The following is a 17,996-nucleotide window of genomic DNA, read 5'->3' on the forward strand; positions in this document are numbered from 1 at the left end:
AGCCCTCCACTTTCCCTGGCGAGAAGAAAGGCCCTTCGACACGCTCAGGGCGAGCGGGAGGAGGGGCGGGTGAGCGGCGCCAGAGATCCCAGCTTTTGCTGGGATGGCGGGGCTCAGGAGCTCAATCACCGCTGCGCCTCCAGCTCGCGGCTCAGGGTCGAATAGAAGCCATCCGCAAAGCGGGTGAGCTTCGATTCCATGCGATTGATGCCGTGGCTGAAGCGGTTGTAGGCGATGACGGCCGGGATCGCCGCGAACAGGCCGATGGCGGTGGCGAAGAGAGCTTCGGCAATGCCGGGCGCGACGACGGCGAGCGAGCTGTTCTGTTCCTTCGCGATCGCGGTGAAGGCGCGCATGATGCCCCAGACAGTGCCGAACAGGCCGACAAAGGGCGCGACCGAGCCGATGGTGGCGAGGATATTGAGCCGGTCGGACAGGCGATCGACCTCCGCCGCGATCATGCTCGACATCGAGGTCGAAAGCCGGTCGCGCGTGCCGTCGCGATCGATCACCTTCTGGGCGGTCGAGCGGCGCCATTCGGTGACGCCCGCGGCCATCACCTTGGCGGCGGGAAAGTCTGCCGACTTGCCGCGCGCTTCGTAGAAGCGGTCGATATCCTCCGCTTTCCAGAAATCATCCTCAAAGGTGCTGCTCTGGCGGCTGGCCCTGCGCAGCGTGACGCTGAAGCCGATGATCATCGCCCAGGTCCAGATGCTGGCAAGCACAAGGCCCAGCATCACCACCTTCACGACGATGTCCGCCTGCAGGAACAGGGCGAGCGGCGAAATGGTCGCAGCTTCGGTGGCGGCGCCGACTGCGGCACCGACGTCGGGCATCGAAAGGCTCATGGGTTGATGTCTTCCCCTATCATCAAACGGCTGAAAATATCGATCCAGGGCTTGGGTTGCCGCGTAGGACGGCCCCGGTTGGTCAGGAAGGCGACAGAGACTTCGCCGTCCGTCAGTATTTCATCGTCCCGCCTGACTCTTTGCTGAATGGTGCAGGCGACCGGGCGGATGGCGGTGACGCGGCTTTCGACCATCAGGTCATCATCGAGCCGCGCCGGGCGCTTATAGGCGATCTTGAGATCCGTCACGGCATAGACGCCGGTCCCATCCTCCTGCGCGGCGCGCTGATCGATGCCGACAACCCGCAGCATGTCGGAGCGGGCGCGTTCCATATAGCGCAGATAATTGGCGTGATAGACCAGGCCCGAAAGGTCCGTATCCTCGAAATAGACGCGCACAGGGAAATGATGCACCGCGGCGATGAACCTTCCGGTCGCCGGCACGGGCATGGACGTTGTAACGGACATGCGCGGCCTTTTAACCATCATGCGCGCGCGGCGCAAAGCCGGAAATGCCCGATCAAAAACCGTTCTGCCGAGTGAACGGGTCTGTCCATCCTATCCGTGGGCGATGCTCATCGCGCATTGACACGGCCTGCGTTGTGATTGCCTTGCAAAAGCGCTGGCCGATTGCCCGCCTTGGCGCTACTGGGGCGCCAAATTGATTTACACGGAGACAATAGCAATGACCGACATTCGGACCGTAGGCGTCATTGGCGCCGGTCAGATGGGCGCGGGCATCGCCCAGGTCACGGCGCAGGCCGGCTATGACGTGATCCTGTGCGACGTCGATCTGGAGCGCGCGCAAAAGGGGCTGCAGGGCATTTCCAAGCAACTTGCCCGCGCGGTGGAAAAGGGCAAGCTGAGCCCCGAGGAGTCCGAGGCGGCATTCGCCCGCATCCGTCCGAGCGGGGACCTCAAGCCCTTGGCCGAGGCGCAGCTGGTGATCGAGGCCGCGACCGAGCGGGAAGAGATCAAGCGCAGCATCTTCACCAATGTTGGCGCGGCGATCACCCCGGGCACGATCCTGGCGACCAATACCTCCTCCATCCCGATCACCCGGCTGGCGCAGGTGGTGCCCGATCCGGCGCTGTTCGTGGGCATCCACTTCTTCAACCCGGTGCAGGTCATGGCGCTGATCGAACTGATCCGCGGCCTTGCTACGTCGGACACGACGGTCGCTACGGTCGAAGCCTATATCGCGCGGCTGGGCAAGCAGGTGGTGCAGGCGTTCGATTCCCCCGGTTTCGTCGTCAACCGCATCCTGTTGCCGATGATCAACGAGGCGGTTTTCGCGCTGGGCGAGGGCGTGGCGGATATTCGGGACATCGACATGGGCGTGCGCCTGGGCCTCAACCATCCCATGGGGCCGCTGACGCTGGCGGATTTCGTCGGGCTGGATACCTGCCTTGAGATTCTGAACGTGCTGCGATCCACGACGGGCGATTCAAAATATCGCCCGGCGCCGCTGCTGGTGAAATATGTCGAAGCTGGCTGGCTTGGGCGGAAGACCGGCAGGGGCTTTTATGATTATTCCGGCGCGGAGCCGGTTCCTACGCGCTGACAGAGGCTGACCCCGTTCGCGTCGCGCGACACGAACGGGGTGGTTTACGACGTTCGTTCCGCGCCGAGCCGGTGCTTGCGCATGCAATGGCGCAACTGGTCATAGGTCAGGCCGAGCGCCTTCGCGGTCGCCCGTTGATTATAGCGGAGGCGTTCCAGTGTGGTCTGCACAATGGCGGCTTCATGGGCATCGACGGCTGCGCGCAGATCGGTGACGGGGGCCGTGACGGGAACGGCGGTGGCAGCCACTTGCGCATCAAGCGGTGTGGCTGACTGCGGCTTCCAGGGTGAGGCGAAGGGATCGAAGACGATCTGCGCGATTGCGCCGCCGGGTTCGTTCCAGCGATAGACGGCGCGCTCCACCACATTGCGCAGTTCGCGGACATTGCCGGGCCAGGGATGCGCGTCGAGTTCGGCGAGGCAGGCGGGAGAGAAGCCGGGCCATTCCGGCCAGCCTAATTCGGCCGCCATGCGCCTGCCGAAATGGTCCGCCAGCACCGCCACATCGCCTTCGCGCGCGCGAAGTGGCGGCAGGGTGATCACTTCGAAGCTCAATCGGTCGAGCAGGTCGGCGCGGAAGCGGCCTGCTTCGGCCAGGGCGGGCAGATCTTCATTGGTGGCGGCGACGATCCGGACATCGACCGTCATCGGGCGGGACGCGCCGATGCGCGTGACTTCGCCATATTCGATGACGCGCAGCAGCCTTTCCTGCGCGGCCATTGACAGGGTCGCCAATTCGTCGAGGAAGAGGGTGCCGCCATCGGATTCCTCGAACCGCCCGGCCCGCGCGCGGGCCGCGCCGGTGAAGGCGCCCTGTTCATGGCCGAACAGTTCCGCCTCGATCAAGGTTTCGGGCAGTGCGGCGCAGTTCATGATGATGAGCGGCTCCCCCCAGCGGGGGGACAGGCGATGGAGGCGTTCCGCGACCAGCTCCTTGCCGGTGCCGCGTTCGCCGATGACGAGGATGGGACGGTTCAGCTCCGCTGCCCGGCCGGCCTGCTCGACCGCATCGAGGAAGGCGAGAGATTGTCCGATGAACTGGGTGTTCCGTTCCATGACCAATATATGGTGAAAAATACCATATGTTGGCAAGATGAATCGTGCCAGTTTGACGGAAAAGTCCCGGATTTTGGGCCCTTCCCGCAATTGGCACGGCTTCTGCAATGCTGTCCCGCAAAGCCGTTGAACGGAAGGATTGCAGTTCCCATGGGTATTTTCTCACGCACGCGCGACATAATCGCCGCCAATGTCACCGACCTGCTCGACCGGGCGGAGGACCCGGCCAAGATGATCCGCATGATCATCCTGGAAATGGAAGAGACGCTGGTCGAAGTGCGCGCCTCGGCTGCACGCACCATCGCGGATCAGAAGGAGATGCGCCGCCACATCGGTAAGCTGCAGGGCTTGCAGGACAGCTGGACGGAAAAGGCCCAGTTGGCACTGAGCAAGGACCGCGAGGACCTGGCCAAGGCAGCGCTGGTGGAAAAGCAGAAGGCGGCAGACATGGCCGAGCAGCTGTCCCACGAGATCGAGGTGCTGGACGAAGCGCTGAAGGTGTCGGAGGATGATATCGCCAAGTTGCAGGCCAAGCTGCGCGAGGCGCGAACCCGGCAGAACAGCCTGGTCACGCGCATGGAAAGCGCGCACAATCGACTGCGGATGCGCGAAGCCTATGCGGGCGAGAAGGTGAATGAGGCGTTCGCCCGCTTCGACATGCTGGAACGGCGCGTCGATATGGCGGAAGGGCGCGCGGATGCGCTGGGCCTGGGTCAGGGCCAGAAGAGCCTGGAGGAGGAGATTGCCGATCTCCATTCCGCTGAAAAGGTGGACGCCGAACTCGCCGCGCTGAAAGCCAGCATGACCAGCAGCAGGGGTGCGTGAGGTGATGGAAGATGTGATCGTCCCGATCGCCATCGTGGGCATGCTGTTCATCGGCATGCCCTGGCTGATCCTGCATTATACCACCAAATGGAAGCAGGCGCCCAAGATCACCGATGAGGATGAGCAGCTGCTGGATGAACTGCATCTGCTCGCCCGGCGGCTGGAGGACAGGCTGCAGACGGTGGAGCGGATCGTCGCTGCCGACAATCCCGACTTCCGCCCGTCGCGCCCGCTGCAAGACGATACCTATGATTTCGACCGGAGGAACTGACATGGCTGCGCGCCGCACCAAATTCTACCTCGACAAGCAGAATGGCAAATGGATGGGCGTATGCGCCGGCATCGCCGACTATACCGGGGTCGATGTGACCTGGGTCCGTGTCGGCGCGGTGCTGGTGACGCTGATGGGCGCCTTCCCATGGTCGCTCATCGCCTATTTCGCCGCCGCCTATTTCGCCGAAGCCAAGCCCGCGGGTCTCTATTCCGACCGGGATGATGAGAAATTCTGGCAGGGCGTACGGTCCAATCCCGCGCGTTCGGCGCGGGACGTGCGGTCCAAATTCCGCGACATCGACCGGCGGCTGGCGGATATCGAGGCGTTCTACACAAGCCGCAACCGGCGGCTCGCCGATGAGATCGACAGCCTGCGGTAAAGCCGCGCACAAGGGAGGCATTCGTCCATGAACCAGTTCGAGATGATCGTCATGATCGTCGCCATCGTGTCGGTCGCCAGCATCGCGCGCGCCAAATATGGGATCGTGCGCCGTCATCGGGGCGAGGAGTTGGTACAGCGTGGACCCGATCCCGAAGCGGAACGGCTGCGGGCGGAGCTCAAGGCGCTGAAGGATCGGGTTGCGGTGCTGGAACGGCTTGCGACGGACAGCAGCAGCGCGCTGGAGCGCGAGTTCGACCGGTTGCGCGAGCGGGCCTGAGGAGGAACGAGGTGGACGACCCTGTTTCGATAATCATCCTGGCGCTGAGCGGGCTGCTGGCGCTGGCGATCGTTGCGGCGGCAGCGTTGCGCGGCTGGAGCGGCTGGCTGGAGCTGAAGCGGGCCGAACTGGCGCAGCCGCGCACGGATGCGCCTCCCCCCGCCAGCGCGCGGATAGAGGTGGCGGACCTCAAGGAGCGCATCCGCAAGCTGGAGGCGATCGCGGCGGGCGTCGATATTTGAGAGGAAAGCGGCTTTCGCGGGCCGCTTTTCTGCCTATATGCGGGCTATGACCGATGTGCCTGCCCTTGCCGATCTACAGGAAGAATATGAATTTCTGGATGCCGATGATCGCTATCGGCTGCTGATCGATCTGGGGCGCGCGCTGGAACCGATGCCGGATGCGCTCAAGACCGACGCGACGCTGGTGCGCGGCTGTTCGGCGGCCGTGTGGGTCTATCCTACCGTGCGGGATGACGGGCGGCTGCATTTTCTGGCGGACAGCAATGCGGCGATCACCAAGGGAATCATCGCGCTGGTGCTGCTGACCGTGCAGGACAAGCTGCCTGCCGACATCAGCGCCGCCGACATCGAAGGCGCGCTGGAGCCGTTCGATCTGCGCAATCAGCTCAGCTCCAATCGGACACAGGGCATCCCCAACATGATCGCGCTGATCCGTCAGACGGCCGTGCGCTACAGCTGAAGGGGGAAACCTCTTAAGCAATGCGCGTTCTCCTTTACGCAGGCGAAACGGAAAAGGAGAAGCGCGATGCGCGGCATCTTGGCGCTGGCGGCGATCGGGCTGATCGCGGCATGTTCAGGCGAGGATAAAGGCCCCACCCAGCGCGAGCAGATCGGTCAGCAGTGGAAATATGAAGCCGGGGAGGGCGGCCAGCCCAAGCTCGCCTATATCGGCAGCGCCAACAGCGTCCAGACGATGACGGCGGAGGATACATTTTCCGTGCTGCTGGTCCATCCCATGCCCGAGGGTGGGGGCGAGGTCACGGTGAAGCTGGTCGGTGCGCCCTTTAGCTGCGACCTGTCGGACTGCCGCGTGACGGCGGTGACGGATGATGGAAAGAGCCATGATTGGCGCGGGCGGATGACCGATAACAAGGACGGGATCGAAGTGCTTCCTGCGGCGAAAGCCTATGAGGCGGTGGAGCGGAGCAAAGTGGTGAAGGTCAATCTGGTCGTGGGACCGAAGGACAAGACCTTCCCGTTCGAGTTTCGGGTGGCGGGGTTGGATTGGAAGAAATGACGTCAGCCCCTAGTATATGGTCATCCCAGCGAAAGCTGAGATCTTCCCGAGAGGACGCGCGACCGGCCTGAGACCCCAGCTTTCGCTGGGATGACGGGAAAAAAAGGATGGGTGACGGGGTCGTTACTCCTGCAGCGAAACGCCTGGACTTCTTGGATCGGCGGCCCCCTGCCAATGGCCGTCCGCGCTCCGTTCGGCCGCGTTGGCCTTGAGGCCCATGGGCGCGATTGTCACCTTATGGCCCCAGGCTTCGAGCGGTGCCTTGAATTTCTCCAGCGCGCTGCCCTTTTCCAGGACGAGGCCGCTGGCATCGAAAAACTCCAGGCCGAGCGCGATTGAATCCTGGGCGGAGAGGCCCCAGTCGAAATGGGCGATCAGCGCCTTGGCGACCTGCATGATGATGGTGCGCCCGCCCGCCGCGCCGACGGTGAAGATGGGTGTTCCCTTCGCATCATAGACGATGGTCGGCGACATGGAGGAGAGGGGGCGCTTGCCCGGTTCCACCCGGTTGGCGACGGGCGCGCCGTTCTTTTCCGGCGTGAAGCTGAAATCGGTCAGTTCATTGTTGAGGATGACGCCATCCGCGATCAACTGGCTGCCGAAGAAGCTTTCGATCGTGGAGGTCCAGGCAGCGATGTCGCCATTGCGATCCACGGCAACGAAATGGCTGGTGCCGCTTTCGGGCTGCGGCAGCGCGGCGGTGCGCGGCTGCGCCCCCGGCGGGGAGCCGGGGCGATAATCATTGAGGCTCCGGCCGAGCGCGATGAGCGCGGAGCGCTTCTTCAAATAGCCGGGATCAATCAGGCCCGCGATCGGCACAGAGACGAATTCAGGGTCGCCCAGCCAGGTGTCCCGGTCGGCATAGGCGAGGCGCATGGCTTCGCCGATGACATGCCAGGAGCGCGGATCGTCCCTGCCCCATTGGCCGAGCGGAAAGCGTTCGACCATGCCCAATATCTGGAGGATAGTGACGCCGCCTGCCGAAGCAGGCCCCATGCCGCAGATGGTGTAGGCGCGATAGGGGCCGCAGACGGGCTTGCGCGCCTTCACCTGATAGGCGGCGAGGTCCGCTTCAGTCATCGGCACCGGGTTTTTGGGTGCGTTGGTGACGGTGGCGGCGATCAGGCGAGCGGTTTCGCCCTTGTAGAAGGCGTCGGGACCCTCCGCCGCCACGCGGCGGAAGAGCGCGGCGAGCGGCGGATTTTTGAGTGTCGTGCCGATGGGAGCAGGGGCGCCGTTCACCCCGAAATATTTCTGGATCTCCGGGAAGTCGGCCCAGATCGGCGCGACCGCCTTCATCGCTGTGTCGAGCCGCTGGCGTACCTCAAAGCCATTTTCGGCCAGGCGGATGGCGGGGTCGAACAGGGTGGCCCAGGGGAGCTTGCCCCATTTGCGATGCGCTTCCCATGCGAGCCGGAGATTGCCCGGTACGCCCACCGAATAGCCGCCCGGCCAGGCGGAGCGAAAGGCGAGCGGCTGGCCGTCCGCGCCGATGAAACGATCGGGACGCGCCGCCGCCGGAGCGGTCTCGCGACCATCGATCGATTCGAGCAGCCCCGTCTCGCCATCATGATGCATCAGGAAGCCGCCGCCGCCGATGCCGCTATTATGCGGTTCGACGACATTGAGCGCGAGCATCATGGCGATGGCGGCGTCTATTGCGCTGCCGCCTTGCCGGAGCATCTCCTGCCCGGCTGCAGCCGCGCGGGGATCGGCGGCGGATACGGTGGCGTTGAGCGCTATCGGCTCCCGCGCGGCGATCGGCGCGGGGGAAAGGGTGGCGAAGGCAAGGAGGGCCAGCAGGCCGGGGAGGCGGGGCGTCATGCGCGCCACCCTATAGCCCCGCCCCCGCGCTGCAAGTCCTTCAGATCAGGCGTCGATGCCGACGACCTGGCTGATATGGGTGAAGCCGTCGCGCGCCATCAGCCGCTTTAGCCCCGCGTTGATGCGCTTGGGGAGATAGGGGCCTTCATAGACGAGGGCGCTGTAAAGCTGGATGAGGCTGGCTCCAGCGCGCAGGCGGGCATAGGCCTGCTCGGCCGTTGCGATGCCGCCAACGCCGATCAGTGGCAGGCGGCTGCCCAGGATCCGGCGAAAATCACGCAGCCGCTGCAGCGACAGATCGGTGAGCGGAGCGCCGGACAGGCCGCCGCTTTCCCCGGCGAGGGGAGAGCGGAGCGGCGGGCGGGAAATGGTGGTGTTGGACACGATCAGCGCATCGACCTGATGGTCGAGGCAGGCGGCGGCAATATCTTCGACATCGGCGGGCTCCAGGTCTGGCGCGACCTTGAGGAAGATGGGGGTCTTGCCGGTTCCCCGCGCCGCCATGACGGCCCCCAGCAGCTGGTCGAGCGCTGCGCGGTCCTGCAACGCGCGCAGGCCCGGCGTGTTGGGGGAGGAGATATTGACGGTGAGATAGTCGGCGAGCGGCGCCATGCAGGTCACGCCCGTCACATAGTCGGCGATCCGGTCGGCAGCATCCTTATTCGCGCCGATATTGATGCCGACCACGGGACCGCCTTCGCCTGCGGGCTGACGGCGCTTGGCGACTCGTTCCGCCGCAGCGGCAAGGCCGCCATTGTTGAAGCCCATGCGGTTGATCACCGCCCGATCCTCGACCAGACGGAACAGGCGCGGTTGGGGATTACCGCGCTGCGGCATCGGCGTCAGCGTGCCGAGTTCGGTAAAACCGAAGCCCAGGCCATGCATTTTGTGCGCGACCAGCCCCTCTTTGTCATAGCCCGCAGCAAGCCCGACCGGATTGGGGAAGTCTATGCCCGCGATGTTTTGCGCAAGTGCCGTATCGGCTCGCAGCGGAGCCGGGCTCGGCATGAGGCGTAGGAGCGCGATCGAGAGATGATGCGCACGTTCGGCATCCAGCGCGAAGAAAAGAGGACGGAAGAGGCTGTATGACATGGGCGGCGCTATGCCAGCGCGAGGCGCTTCCGTCGAGTCGCTGTGGCAAGAGCGCAACAGTTGATACAGAAGGATAATTTCCGCGGGGGAATCATTCGGAATCGTCTCGATTCAGTTCAACATATGTCCGTTCCATCCAATCAAACGCGTCCGATTCGGACTTATGACGGACCTGCGACCCGAAGGCTCTAAGCCAATTGGCTGACGAGACCTTTTACTGACCCGGCGGATAAAACCGTCGGGTCATTTTTTTCGAAAAGCTTTCGGAAAATGAAGTGAGCCGCAGTATTCCATCTTGCGCATGCGAGTGGAAGCTTCATAGTAGGCTCATGGGGTGAGTATGGGGCCACATCGTGACGGGGCATCCGGGGGGATGCCACATAAGCTGGAAAAGGACGGAGAACCGTCACTTTCCTATATGGTTGAAGCAGCGCAGGGGCCGGTGCGGCTGCGTTATTTCGCCCCGCCCGAACATTTGCGCTCTTATTTCGGGTCCCTCTACATATTCACGGAAAGTGCGGGCAATTATTCGGACGTGACGCGCGCCGACGTGCCACAGCTGCGCTTCATGGTGCGAGGCACCGGCGATTATCATTTCCAGGACGGAGTAGTCAGGGAGACGCCGGACGTCTGCCTGCTTGGCCCCACCTTGGGCGCGACCCGGTTCGAGTTGGACGGTCCGTCTCATGTCGTTGGCATTTCGCTGCTGCCTGCGGGCTGGGTAAGCCTGCATGGCGGTGACGCCAGCCTGCTGGCGGACCGCTTGCGCGACATGGGGACGGAGAAAAAGGGCGCGCTTACGGCTCTGCTGGCGCAGTTACGGGACTTGGATGATCCGGAGGAGGTGGCTGCCTGCTGTTGGGACCGACTGGCGCAATGGATCGAGCCGCTGCCGGATGCGACCTGGCGGCTGCTGGAGGCGGTGGACGGCTGGCTGATGGATGAGGGGTCGCCCCGGATCGAAGTGCTGGTGGAACGGACCGGCCTGTCGCCCCGTCAGCTCGCGCGGCTGACTAATCGCTATTATGGCTGCCCGCCCAAGCTGTTGGCGCGCAAATATAGGGCGCTGCGCTGTAGCGCCCGGATCGCGCTGGACCAGCATAGCTGGCAGGAGCTGTGTGAGGACGGGCGGTTTTACGATCAGTCCCATTTCATTCGGGAGATCAAGCATTTCATCGGCCTGACCCCGCATCAGTTGCAGACGGAGCCGACCGCCGTGGCGCAGCTGACGCTGCTGCGCCGATCGCTGGGTGGCGATGTGGCGGTGCTGAACCGCTTCAGCTGATCGATCGGCTTAGCAAAAATGCCTTGATTCCGCGGCCGCGCGGGACCACATGCCAATCGGATTGATTCTATCCGATTGAGAATGGTTCGCAATGCGGGGCGCCCGATAGGGACATGAGGCTTTCGAGTTTCGCAGATTATGCCGTGGTGCTGATGTCAGCCGCCGCGCGCCATTGCGGCGCGGCCAAGATGAATGCCACGACGCTGGCCGCCGAAACCGGCATCCCGCTGCCCACCGCGCAAAAGCTGGTGAGCCGGCTGTCGGCGGCGGGCCTGCTCGAATCAAGCCGGGGTACCGGCGGGGGCGTACGCCTCAGCCGCCCGCCTGCAGCGATCACCCTGGCGGATGTGGTGGAGGCGGTTGAAGGCCCCATTGCCATGACCGCCTGCGCGGAACATGGCGCGCATGATTGCTCGCTGGAGCAGGACTGCCGCGTCCGTTCGCATATGAATTTGGCGAATGAAGCGATCCGATCGGCACTGGCCGGCGTAACGATCGCCAGCCTGACACTTCCCCCACCTCCGCTCGTTTCGGGCGAAGTCGAGAAACAAGTGGCGCTATGACCGAAGAAGCAACCACCGTTCGAAATCAGGAAGCCCATGAGGCCGCCGAGCGTGCCTCGACCTACGAGCATGGCTGGTCTTCCGCCATCGAGCAGGATTTCGCGCCCAAGGGCCTCAATGAGGATACGGTCCGCTTCATCTCGGCGAAGAAGAAGGAGCCGGAATGGCTGCTGGAATGGCGGCTGAAGGCATTCCGCCTGTGGTTGACGATGGAAGCGCCGGATTGGGCCAAGCTCAACATTCCGCCGATCGATTACCAGGACGCCTATTATTACGCCGAGCCCAAGAAGAAGGCGGAACTGAATTCGCTGGATGAGGTCGATCCGGAGATATTGGCGACCTATCAGAAGCTGGGAATCCCGATCGCCGAGCAGGAAGTGCTGGCCGGGGTCAAGGGCAGCCGCAAGGTCGCGGTCGATGCGGTATTCGACTCGGTGTCCGTCGCCACCACCTTCCGCAAGGAGTTGGAGGAAGCGGGGGTCATCTTCCGCTCCATCTCCGAAGCGGTGCGCGAATATCCGGATCTCATAAAGAAGTGGCTCGGCAAGGTCGTGCCTATGCACGACAATTATTTCGCGACCCTCAATAGCGCGGTCTTTTCGGATGGGACATTCGTTTACATCCCGAAGGGCGTGCGTTGCCCGATGGAGCTCAGCACCTATTTCCGCATCAACGCGGAGAATACGGGGCAGTTCGAACGCACGTTGATCGTCGCGGACGAGGGGAGCTATGTCTCCTATCTCGAAGGCTGCACCGCGCCGATGCGGGACGAGAATCAGCTCCACGCCGCTGTAGTCGAACTGGTCGCGCTGGACGATGCCGAGATCAAATATTCGACCGTCCAGAACTGGTATCCTGGCGACGAGAATGGCAAGGGCGGCATCTATAATTTCGTGACCAAGCGGGCGCTCTGCCAGGGCCGCAACAGCAAGGTCAGCTGGACCCAGGTCGAAACCGGCTCCGCTATCACCTGGAAATATCCCAGCTGCGTGCTGAATGGCGAGAACAGCGTGGGCGAGTTCTACTCGGTGGCGCTGACCAACAATATGCAGCAGGCCGACACCGGCACCAAGATGATCCACAATGGCAAGGGGTCGCGCTCGACCATCGTGTCCAAGGGGATCAGCGCGGGGCGCAGCAACAACACCTATCGCGGGCTGGTGCGCGTGGCGCCGGGCGCGGAGGGCGTGCGTAACTTCACCCAGTGCGACAGCCTGCTGCTGGGCGACCAGTGCGGCGCGCATACCGTGCCCTATATCGAGGTGCGTAATCCCTCGGCGCAGATCGAGCATGAGGCGACCACCAGCAAGATCAGCGATGATCAGCTGTTCTACGCGATGCAGCGCGGGCTGGATCAGGAAAGCGCGGTGTCGTTGATCGTGAACGGCTTTGCCAAGGAAGTGCTGCAACAGCTGCCGATGGAGTTTGCGGTCGAGGCGCAGAAGCTGCTGGGTATTTCGCTGGAGGGGTCGGTCGGTTGACCCTCGAATCCTTCTCCTACGTCATGCCGGACTTGATCCGACATCCCGCTTCGGTGTGCGCGGGAGGACAAGGCAGCGGGACCCCGGATCAAGTCCGGGGTGACGATGAATTTATAAGTTCAGAGGACTGAGACTTGAGCGACGAAGACGATATTCAGGATGCCCTCGCCGATTTCGCGGAGGATGTCGGCAATGGCCAGTCATGGACCGCCGCGATCCGCATCCTGACGGAAGATTATGAGCTGGAAGAGGGCGAGTTGCAGGCCCGTGCCGCCAAGGATTTCGGCGATCTCGACGCCTATCAGGCCGAGTGCCGCGCTGCGTTGGAACAGGGCGACGTCGCCTTCACCGAGAAGCTCAAGACCGACAAGGCGTTCCACAAGGCCAAGGCTCCCAACCTCGCCCGCATGGGGCCGGTAACCGAGTTCGTGACCGGCATATTGGAAAAGGGCGCGCCTGAGCCCGGCTCCGATTGGTGGCCCTATATGCCAATCAAGCGCCACATCGATACGCTGTTCCCCGCGCCGGGCGATGTGCGCGACATGGCTTTCTGGACCGCGCGGACGCTGCAGCGCGCGCATAAGGGTTGAATGATGCTGACGATCGACAATCTGACCAACGAAATCGACGGCAAGGCGATCCTGAAGGGCCTGTCGCTCTCCATCAAGGCGGGCGAAATCCATGCCATCATGGGGCCGAACGGCGCGGGCAAATCGACGCTGGCCTATACGCTGGGCGGTCGTCCCAATTATGAAGTCACTGGCGGTAGTGCCTCCTTTGACGGTGTGAACTTGTTCAGCTTGGATCCGCATGAGCGCGCCGCCGCTGGGCTGTTCCTGGGTTTCCAATATCCGGTCGAGATTCCTGGGGTCTCCAACCTGCAGTTCCTGCGCGAGAGCCTCAATTCGCAGCGCCGCGCGCGGGGCGAGAAGGAATTGAACGGCGGCGAGTTCATCAAGCTCGCCAAAGAGAAAGCGGGTCTGCTCGGCCTCGACATGGAGATGCTCAAGCGTCCGGTGAATGTCGGCTTTTCGGGCGGCGAGAAGAAGCGCGCCGAAATGGTGCAGATGGGCATTCTCGACCCCAAGCTGGCGATCCTGGACGAGACCGACTCCGGCCTCGACATCGACGCCCTCAAGATCGTGGGTGCGGGGATCAATGCGATCATGCGCAAGCCCGACAAGGCGGTGTTGCTCATCACCCATTATCAGCGCCTGCTCGACTATGTGAAGCCGGACTTCGTGCATGTGCTGGCCGGTGGGCGGATCGTGAAATCGGGTGGCCCAGAACTGGCGCTCGAACTGGAGCGTGAAGGCTATGCCGAGGTGGTTGCGGCGTGACCACGCTCACCCTTCCCACGCGCAAGGCCGAAGAATGGCGCTACAGCGACCTTGACGCGCTGGCCGCAATCTGGCCGACGCCTGCGCCGACGCGTATCGACGTAGCCGCCGGAGAAACTGCGCGGCACCATTTGTTGCAGGACGCGGCCGAAGGTGCAGCGGCGGTGCATGACTATGCGATCAGCATCGCTGATGGGGCGCGTTGCGACTTTCATGTCCTCAATATCGGCGGGAAATTCGGCCGCGCGACCTTCACCGTCACGCTGGGCAAGGGCAGCCATTTCGAGTTGAACGGTGCGATCATAGGCGGCGGCGATCAGACGTTGGAGATCATCACCGCGGTCACCCATGCAGAGCCGGACGCGACCAGCGGCCAGACGATCCGATCGATCCTGGGCCAGCGCGCCACCGGCAGCTATCTGGGCTCCATCAATGTCGCCCGCGACGCACAGCGCACCGACGCTTTCCAGTCGTTCAAGGCGATGCTGCTCGACCGCACCGCGACGGCCAATGCCAAGCCGGAGCTGGAAATCTACGCCGACGATGTGAAATGCGCCCATGGCGCGACCGTGGGCGAGTTGGACAGGCAGGCGCTCTTCTACATGGCCTCGCGCGGCATGGACCCGGCGACGGCCAAGACGCTGCTCCTGAAAGCCTTCGTCGCGGGCGTGTTCGACGATGTCGCCGACGAAGCGGTCAAGGAAGGGCTCGAAGCCGCCGCGATCGCCAAGCTGGAGACGCTGGTATGACCGTCACCGCCTTTGATCAGCTTGACCTGCGCCACGATTTTCCGGGCGTCGGAAGCTGGCACTATCTCGACAGCGCCGCCACCGCGCAGAAGCCCAATGCCGTGATCGACGCCATCGCCCGCGCCTACGGCCCGGACTATGCGACCGTCCATCGCGGTGTCTACGAGCGTTCGGCCAACATGACGCTGGCCTATGAGGCGGCGCGTCGCAAGGTCGCCAGCTTCATCGGCGCGGCTTCGGACAGCGAGATCGTCTACGTCCGTGGCGCGACCGAGGGCATCAACCTCGTCGCGCAGAGTTGGGCAGGGACGCAGTTGAAAGCAGGCGACCGCATCTTGCTGTCGATGCTGGAGCATCACAGCAATATCGTCCCTTGGCAGATCGTGGCCGAGAAGGTCGGGGCGACGATCGACGTCGTGCCTCTGACGGCAGATGGCAAGATCGATCTCGATGCCATGGCCGCGATGATCACGCCACAGCACAAGATGGTCGCGCTGGCCCATGTTTCGAACGTGCTGGGCAGCTTGCTCGACGTCCGTCGTGCCGCCGACATCGCGCATGGCGTAGGCGCCAAGATCCTGATCGATGGTTGCCAGGCCGTCCCGCGCCTTGCCATCGATGTGCAGGCGCTGGATTGCGATTTCTACGTCTTTTCCGCGCACAAGCTGTATGGCCCGACGGGCATCGGCGCGCTGTGGGGCCGGAAGGAATTGCTCGACGTCATGCCGCCCTATCAGGGTGGCGGGTCGATGATCGACAAGGTGGCGTTCGAAAAGACGACCTACGCTCCCGCGCCGACCCGGTTCGAGGCGGGGACCCCGCATATCACCGGCGTGGTCGGCCTGTCGGCGGCGATCGACTATGTGCAGGCCATCGGGCTCGATGCGATCCATGCTCATGAATGTGCGCTGGTCGCCAAGGCGCGGGCCGCGCTGGAGAGTTTGAACAGCGTGCGGGTCTTCGGGCCGGAGGATTCAGCCGGTATCCTCTCCTTCGAGGTGGAGGGGGTGCATCCGCACGATGTCGGCACCATATTGGACGAAACGGGCGTGGCGATCCGGGCGGGGCATCATTGCGCGCAGCCGCTGATGCGTCACCTGGGCGTTGAAGCGACCGCGCGGGCCAGCTTTGGCATCTATAGCGATGAAGGCGATGTGGATGCTCTGGTAAAGGGCATCGAGCGAGTGAGGAAGATCTTCGGATGACCGGGGAACGGAAGATTTTGGTTGAAGAAGTTGAGGCAGTCGATGCGCCGGTCAAGGCTCGTGTCGAAGAGGCTCCGCGCCAGCGTGATTATCTGGAAGGTTTCCTTGCGCAGAAAACTGCTGAGGTTCCTGCGGGAGAGCCGGGGGGCAATCTCTATGATGCGATCATTGATGCGCTCAAGGAGATTTACGACCCCGAAATTCCGGTGAACATCTACGACCTCGGGCTCGTTTACGGGGTCGATGTGACAGATGATGGCCATGCGGTGGTCACGATGACGCTGACGACGCCGCATTGTCCGGTCGCTGAATCGATGCCGGGCGAAGTCGAACTGCGCGTCGGCGCGGTGCCGGGCGTGGGCGATGCGCAAGTGAACCTCGTCTGGGACCCGCCATGGGACCCGCAGAAAATGTCGGACGAGGCCAAGCTCGAACTGGGAATGCTTTGATGACCGCCGAGACGAAAATCCGTGCCCGCCCTGCCGCCGTCATCCTGACCCCCGCCGCTGAGAAGCGCATCGCGGACCTGATGGCGCAGGCCCCCGAAGGCACGATCGGGGTCAAGCTATCGACCCCGCGCCGGGGCTGTTCGGGTCTTGCCTATTCGGTCGATTATGTGGCCGAGGAAGTCAAGTTCGACGAGAAGATCGAAACGCCCGGCGGCATCTTCTATATCGATGGCGCGTCGGTGCTGTATCTGATTGGATCGACGATGGATTGGGTGGAGGACGACTTCACCGCCGGCTTCGTCTTCAACAATCCCAATGCGAAAGGCAGTTGCGGCTGCGGCGAGAGCTTCACGGTTTAGACGCCTCGGCCGTTCGTTTCGAGCTTGTCGAGAAACATGTAGTGCAGCCCTTCAGTTTCTCGACTTCGCTCGGAACGAACGGAGGTTGGTAACATGCCCCACATGCTCATCCTAGGCATGGGCTATACGGCCGCCCGCATGGCCAAACGCCTGCGCGCAGAGGGTTGGTATGTTACGGGCACTCGCCGTACCGCTGATGCCGAAGCACTCGCCTTCGACGACGACAGCGCCGTCAACGCCGCCATCGCTCGGTCAACTCATATCCTGTCGTCCGTCCCGCCCGACGGCGGGGCGGATCCCGTCTTGACTCGCTATGGCGCCGCGATCGCCGACGCACCCGCGCTCTGGACCGGCTATCTCTCCTCTACCGGCGTCTATGGCGATGCGGCGGGGGCCTGGGTGGATGAGAGCAGTCCGGTCGGTTCGGATCGGCGAAGCGCGCGGGTGCAGGCGGATACGGACTGGGGCGCGCTCAGGCCGGATATGCGCCGTTTTCGGTTGCCCGGCATTTATGGTCCCGGCCGGTCTGCGCTGGATCGGGTGCGGGAGGGGAGGGCGCATCGGATCGACCTGCCCGAACAGATTTTCAGCCGCGCGCATGTGGACGATATTGTCGCCGGGATCACCGCCTCCTTCGACGCGCCGCCTGGCGTCTATAATCTCGCTGACGATCTGCCCTGCGCGCAGAACCGGCTGATCGAAGCGGCCTGCACGATGCTGGGTGAGCCGCTGCCGCCGATGCTGACGCTGGAGGAGGCGCAGCTGTCACCCATGGCACGGAGTTTTTACGCCGAAAACCGGCGGGTCGCCAATGGGCGCGCGAAGCGGCTGCTGGGCTGGGCTCCGCGCTATCCGACCTATCGCGAGGGGCTGGCCGCCTGTCTTGCCGAGGCGGGATGAAGCGGTTCGGCTTGTCGCTTACGTCGCGTTAACCAAAGATAGCGATGGATGGTCCCGACGCTTCGCAGGGACTTGAGACATGGATCCGATCGACCGCAACTTCGCCGCGCTCAGCCTACAGATGAGCCGCTTGGCCGTGCCCGAGCGCGCCACGACGGCACCGCCGCCGTCGCTCGCCAGCCTGATCGACCGGGTGAATGCAGCGAAGCGACACTATGAACCGGGACTGCGCCGTTAGAGACTATCCAGATTAGATTGAATCGGGA

24 protein-coding genes are annotated in these 17,996 nt (G+C 63.4%); 19 read left to right on the forward strand and 5 right to left on the reverse strand.

Annotated features, from left to right (window positions below; all coding sequences use genetic code 11):
* Positions 1-125 precede the first annotated feature (125 nt).
* Entirely contained in the window at positions 126-848 is a 723-nt protein-coding gene (tolQ, locus tag EP837_RS07755; RefSeq protein WP_066526108.1) for a protein TolQ, read from the reverse strand.
* Positions 845-1,315 carry a tol-pal system-associated acyl-CoA thioesterase gene (ybgC, locus tag EP837_RS07760; protein WP_066528960.1) on the reverse strand — a complete coding sequence of 157 codons (471 nt, stop codon included), beginning with the start codon at positions 1,313-1,315 and terminating at the stop codon, positions 845-847. Before ybgC ends, tolQ begins: the two co-directional genes overlap by 4 nt.
* A gap of 217 nt (positions 1,316-1,532) precedes the next feature.
* Between ybgC and EP837_RS07765 the strand changes: the two genes are divergently transcribed.
* The gene (locus tag EP837_RS07765; RefSeq protein WP_066526110.1) at positions 1,533-2,411 is read left to right on the forward strand and encodes a 3-hydroxyacyl-CoA dehydrogenase NAD-binding domain-containing protein; all 879 of its coding nucleotides are present in this window, start codon (positions 1,533-1,535) and stop codon (positions 2,409-2,411) included.
* Positions 2,412-2,455: 44 nt separating this feature from the next.
* Here EP837_RS07765 and pspF read toward each other — a convergent pair whose 3' ends face one another.
* Positions 2,456-3,466, reverse strand: coding sequence for a phage shock protein operon transcriptional activator (gene pspF / locus EP837_RS07770; protein WP_066526111.1), 1,011 nt, complete (start codon positions 3,464-3,466; stop codon positions 2,456-2,458).
* A 150-nt stretch (positions 3,467-3,616) separates the two neighbouring features.
* Between pspF and pspA the strand changes: the two genes are divergently transcribed.
* The 7 genes from pspA (at position 3,617) to EP837_RS07805 (ending at position 6,483) form a co-directional block, all read left to right on the forward strand.
* A complete protein-coding gene (gene pspA, locus EP837_RS07775; protein ID WP_066526113.1) occupies positions 3,617-4,291 on the forward strand; it encodes a phage shock protein PspA in 675 nt (224 codons plus the stop codon).
* 4 nt (positions 4,292-4,295) lie between these two features.
* Positions 4,296-4,562: an envelope stress response membrane protein PspB gene (gene pspB / locus EP837_RS07780; RefSeq protein WP_066526114.1), complete on the forward strand. Its 267-nt coding sequence runs from the start codon at positions 4,296-4,298 to the stop codon at positions 4,560-4,562.
* Position 4,563: 1 nt separating this feature from the next.
* Positions 4,564-4,944: an envelope stress response membrane protein PspC gene (gene pspC, locus EP837_RS07785; protein WP_066526116.1), complete on the forward strand. Its 381-nt coding sequence runs from the start codon at positions 4,564-4,566 to the stop codon at positions 4,942-4,944.
* 27 nt (positions 4,945-4,971) lie between these two features.
* Positions 4,972-5,223: a hypothetical protein gene (locus EP837_RS07790; RefSeq protein WP_066526117.1), complete on the forward strand. Its 252-nt coding sequence runs from the start codon at positions 4,972-4,974 to the stop codon at positions 5,221-5,223.
* Between the two features lie 11 nt (positions 5,224-5,234).
* Positions 5,235-5,465 (forward strand): hypothetical protein, encoded by a 231-nt coding sequence (locus EP837_RS07795; protein WP_066526118.1) that lies wholly within the window; start codon positions 5,235-5,237, stop codon positions 5,463-5,465.
* A gap of 37 nt (positions 5,466-5,502) precedes the next feature.
* A complete protein-coding gene (locus tag EP837_RS07800; protein ID WP_066526123.1) occupies positions 5,503-5,925 on the forward strand; it encodes a SufE family protein in 423 nt (140 codons plus the stop codon).
* A gap of 66 nt (positions 5,926-5,991) precedes the next feature.
* Positions 5,992-6,483: a hypothetical protein gene (locus EP837_RS07805; protein WP_066526124.1), complete on the forward strand. Its 492-nt coding sequence runs from the start codon at positions 5,992-5,994 to the stop codon at positions 6,481-6,483.
* Between the two features lie 123 nt (positions 6,484-6,606).
* On the opposite strand, the gene ggt is transcribed toward EP837_RS07805, so the two are convergent.
* Entirely contained in the window at positions 6,607-8,307 is a 1,701-nt protein-coding gene (gene ggt / locus EP837_RS07810) for a gamma-glutamyltransferase (protein WP_066526125.1), read from the reverse strand.
* Between the two features lie 45 nt (positions 8,308-8,352).
* Positions 8,353-9,399 (reverse strand): quinone-dependent dihydroorotate dehydrogenase, encoded by a 1,047-nt coding sequence (locus EP837_RS07815; protein WP_066526127.1) that lies wholly within the window; start codon positions 9,397-9,399, stop codon positions 8,353-8,355.
* A gap of 340 nt (positions 9,400-9,739) precedes the next feature.
* Between EP837_RS07815 and EP837_RS07820 the strand changes: the two genes are divergently transcribed.
* The 11 genes from EP837_RS07820 (at position 9,740) to EP837_RS21255 (ending at position 17,968) form a co-directional block, all read left to right on the forward strand.
* Positions 9,740-10,684 (forward strand): helix-turn-helix domain-containing protein, encoded by a 945-nt coding sequence (locus EP837_RS07820; RefSeq protein ID WP_066526128.1) that lies wholly within the window; start codon positions 9,740-9,742, stop codon positions 10,682-10,684.
* 113 nt (positions 10,685-10,797) lie between these two features.
* Complete coding sequence (locus EP837_RS07825; RefSeq protein WP_066526129.1) at positions 10,798-11,247, forward strand: RrF2 family transcriptional regulator; 450 nt, start codon at positions 10,798-10,800, stop codon at positions 11,245-11,247.
* A complete protein-coding gene (sufB, locus tag EP837_RS07830; RefSeq protein ID WP_066526132.1) occupies positions 11,244-12,728 on the forward strand; it encodes a Fe-S cluster assembly protein SufB in 1,485 nt (494 codons plus the stop codon). Before EP837_RS07825 ends, sufB begins: the two co-directional genes overlap by 4 nt.
* Before the next feature lie 134 nt (positions 12,729-12,862).
* Positions 12,863-13,318 (forward strand): hypothetical protein, encoded by a 456-nt coding sequence (locus tag EP837_RS07835; protein ID WP_066526134.1) that lies wholly within the window; start codon positions 12,863-12,865, stop codon positions 13,316-13,318.
* Positions 13,319-13,321: 3 nt separating this feature from the next.
* On the forward strand, positions 13,322-14,068 hold the full coding sequence (sufC, locus tag EP837_RS07840; RefSeq protein WP_066528962.1) for a Fe-S cluster assembly ATPase SufC: 747 nt from the start codon (positions 13,322-13,324) through the stop codon (positions 14,066-14,068).
* Positions 14,065-14,817, forward strand: a complete 753-nt coding sequence (locus EP837_RS07845; protein ID WP_066526136.1) for a SufD family Fe-S cluster assembly protein — start codon at positions 14,065-14,067, stop codon at positions 14,815-14,817. Before sufC ends, EP837_RS07845 begins: the two co-directional genes overlap by 4 nt.
* On the forward strand, positions 14,814-16,022 hold the full coding sequence (locus tag EP837_RS07850; RefSeq protein ID WP_066526139.1) for a cysteine desulfurase: 1,209 nt from the start codon (positions 14,814-14,816) through the stop codon (positions 16,020-16,022). Before EP837_RS07845 ends, EP837_RS07850 begins: the two co-directional genes overlap by 4 nt.
* Entirely contained in the window at positions 16,019-16,471 is a 453-nt protein-coding gene (locus EP837_RS07855) for an SUF system Fe-S cluster assembly protein (protein WP_066526145.1), read from the forward strand. The genes EP837_RS07850 and EP837_RS07855 overlap by 4 nt, the downstream gene beginning before the upstream one ends.
* Complete coding sequence (locus tag EP837_RS07860) at positions 16,471-16,830, forward strand: HesB/IscA family protein (RefSeq protein ID WP_066526146.1); 360 nt, start codon at positions 16,471-16,473, stop codon at positions 16,828-16,830. Before EP837_RS07855 ends, EP837_RS07860 begins: the two co-directional genes overlap by 1 nt.
* Before the next feature lie 93 nt (positions 16,831-16,923).
* Positions 16,924-17,730, forward strand: a complete 807-nt coding sequence (locus EP837_RS07865; protein WP_066526148.1) for an NAD(P)-dependent oxidoreductase — start codon at positions 16,924-16,926, stop codon at positions 17,728-17,730.
* A 79-nt stretch (positions 17,731-17,809) separates the two neighbouring features.
* Positions 17,810-17,968, forward strand: a complete 159-nt coding sequence (locus EP837_RS21255; RefSeq protein WP_197486247.1) for a hypothetical protein — start codon at positions 17,810-17,812, stop codon at positions 17,966-17,968.
* Positions 17,969-17,996: the final 28 nt, after the last annotated feature.

Origin of the sequence: Sphingobium sp. EP60837 (assembly GCF_001658005.1) — a bacterium.
Classification (GTDB): domain Bacteria; phylum Pseudomonadota; class Alphaproteobacteria; order Sphingomonadales; family Sphingomonadaceae; genus Sphingobium; species Sphingobium tyrosinilyticum.

Bases quoted from the DNA above. Each gene is read 5' to 3' on its own strand.
- tolQ (WP_066526108.1), bottom strand. From the start codon at position 848: ATGAGCCTTTCGATGCCCGACGTCGGTGCCGCAGTCGGCGCCGCCACC.
- ybgC (WP_066528960.1), bottom strand. From the start codon at position 1,315: ATGTCCGTTACAACGTCCATGCCCGTGCCGGCGACCGGAAGGTTCATC.
- EP837_RS07765 (WP_066526110.1), top strand. From the start codon at position 1,533: ATGACCGACATTCGGACCGTAGGCGTCATTGGCGCCGGTCAGATGGGC.
- pspF (WP_066526111.1), bottom strand. From the start codon at position 3,466: ATGGAACGGAACACCCAGTTCATCGGACAATCTCTCGCCTTCCTCGAT.
- pspA (WP_066526113.1), top strand. From the start codon at position 3,617: ATGGGTATTTTCTCACGCACGCGCGACATAATCGCCGCCAATGTCACC.
- pspB (WP_066526114.1), top strand. From the start codon at position 4,296: ATGGAAGATGTGATCGTCCCGATCGCCATCGTGGGCATGCTGTTCATC.
- pspC (WP_066526116.1), top strand. From the start codon at position 4,564: ATGGCTGCGCGCCGCACCAAATTCTACCTCGACAAGCAGAATGGCAAA.
- EP837_RS07790 (WP_066526117.1), top strand. From the start codon at position 4,972: ATGAACCAGTTCGAGATGATCGTCATGATCGTCGCCATCGTGTCGGTC.
- EP837_RS07800 (WP_066526123.1), top strand. From the start codon at position 5,503: ATGCGGGCTATGACCGATGTGCCTGCCCTTGCCGATCTACAGGAAGAA.
- EP837_RS07805 (WP_066526124.1), top strand. From the start codon at position 5,992: ATGCGCGGCATCTTGGCGCTGGCGGCGATCGGGCTGATCGCGGCATGT.
- ggt (WP_066526125.1), bottom strand. From the start codon at position 8,307: ATGACGCCCCGCCTCCCCGGCCTGCTGGCCCTCCTTGCCTTCGCCACC.
- EP837_RS07815 (WP_066526127.1), bottom strand. From the start codon at position 9,399: ATGTCATACAGCCTCTTCCGTCCTCTTTTCTTCGCGCTGGATGCCGAA.
- EP837_RS07820 (WP_066526128.1), top strand. From the start codon at position 9,740: ATGGGGCCACATCGTGACGGGGCATCCGGGGGGATGCCACATAAGCTG.
- EP837_RS07825 (WP_066526129.1), top strand. From the start codon at position 10,798: ATGAGGCTTTCGAGTTTCGCAGATTATGCCGTGGTGCTGATGTCAGCC.
- sufB (WP_066526132.1), top strand. From the start codon at position 11,244: ATGACCGAAGAAGCAACCACCGTTCGAAATCAGGAAGCCCATGAGGCC.
- sufC (WP_066528962.1), top strand. From the start codon at position 13,322: ATGCTGACGATCGACAATCTGACCAACGAAATCGACGGCAAGGCGATC.
- EP837_RS07850 (WP_066526139.1), top strand. From the start codon at position 14,814: ATGACCGTCACCGCCTTTGATCAGCTTGACCTGCGCCACGATTTTCCG.
- EP837_RS07855 (WP_066526145.1), top strand. From the start codon at position 16,019: ATGACCGGGGAACGGAAGATTTTGGTTGAAGAAGTTGAGGCAGTCGAT.
- EP837_RS07860 (WP_066526146.1), top strand. From the start codon at position 16,471: ATGACCGCCGAGACGAAAATCCGTGCCCGCCCTGCCGCCGTCATCCTG.
- EP837_RS07865 (WP_066526148.1), top strand. From the start codon at position 16,924: ATGCCCCACATGCTCATCCTAGGCATGGGCTATACGGCCGCCCGCATG.
- EP837_RS21255 (WP_197486247.1), top strand. From the start codon at position 17,810: ATGGATCCGATCGACCGCAACTTCGCCGCGCTCAGCCTACAGATGAGC.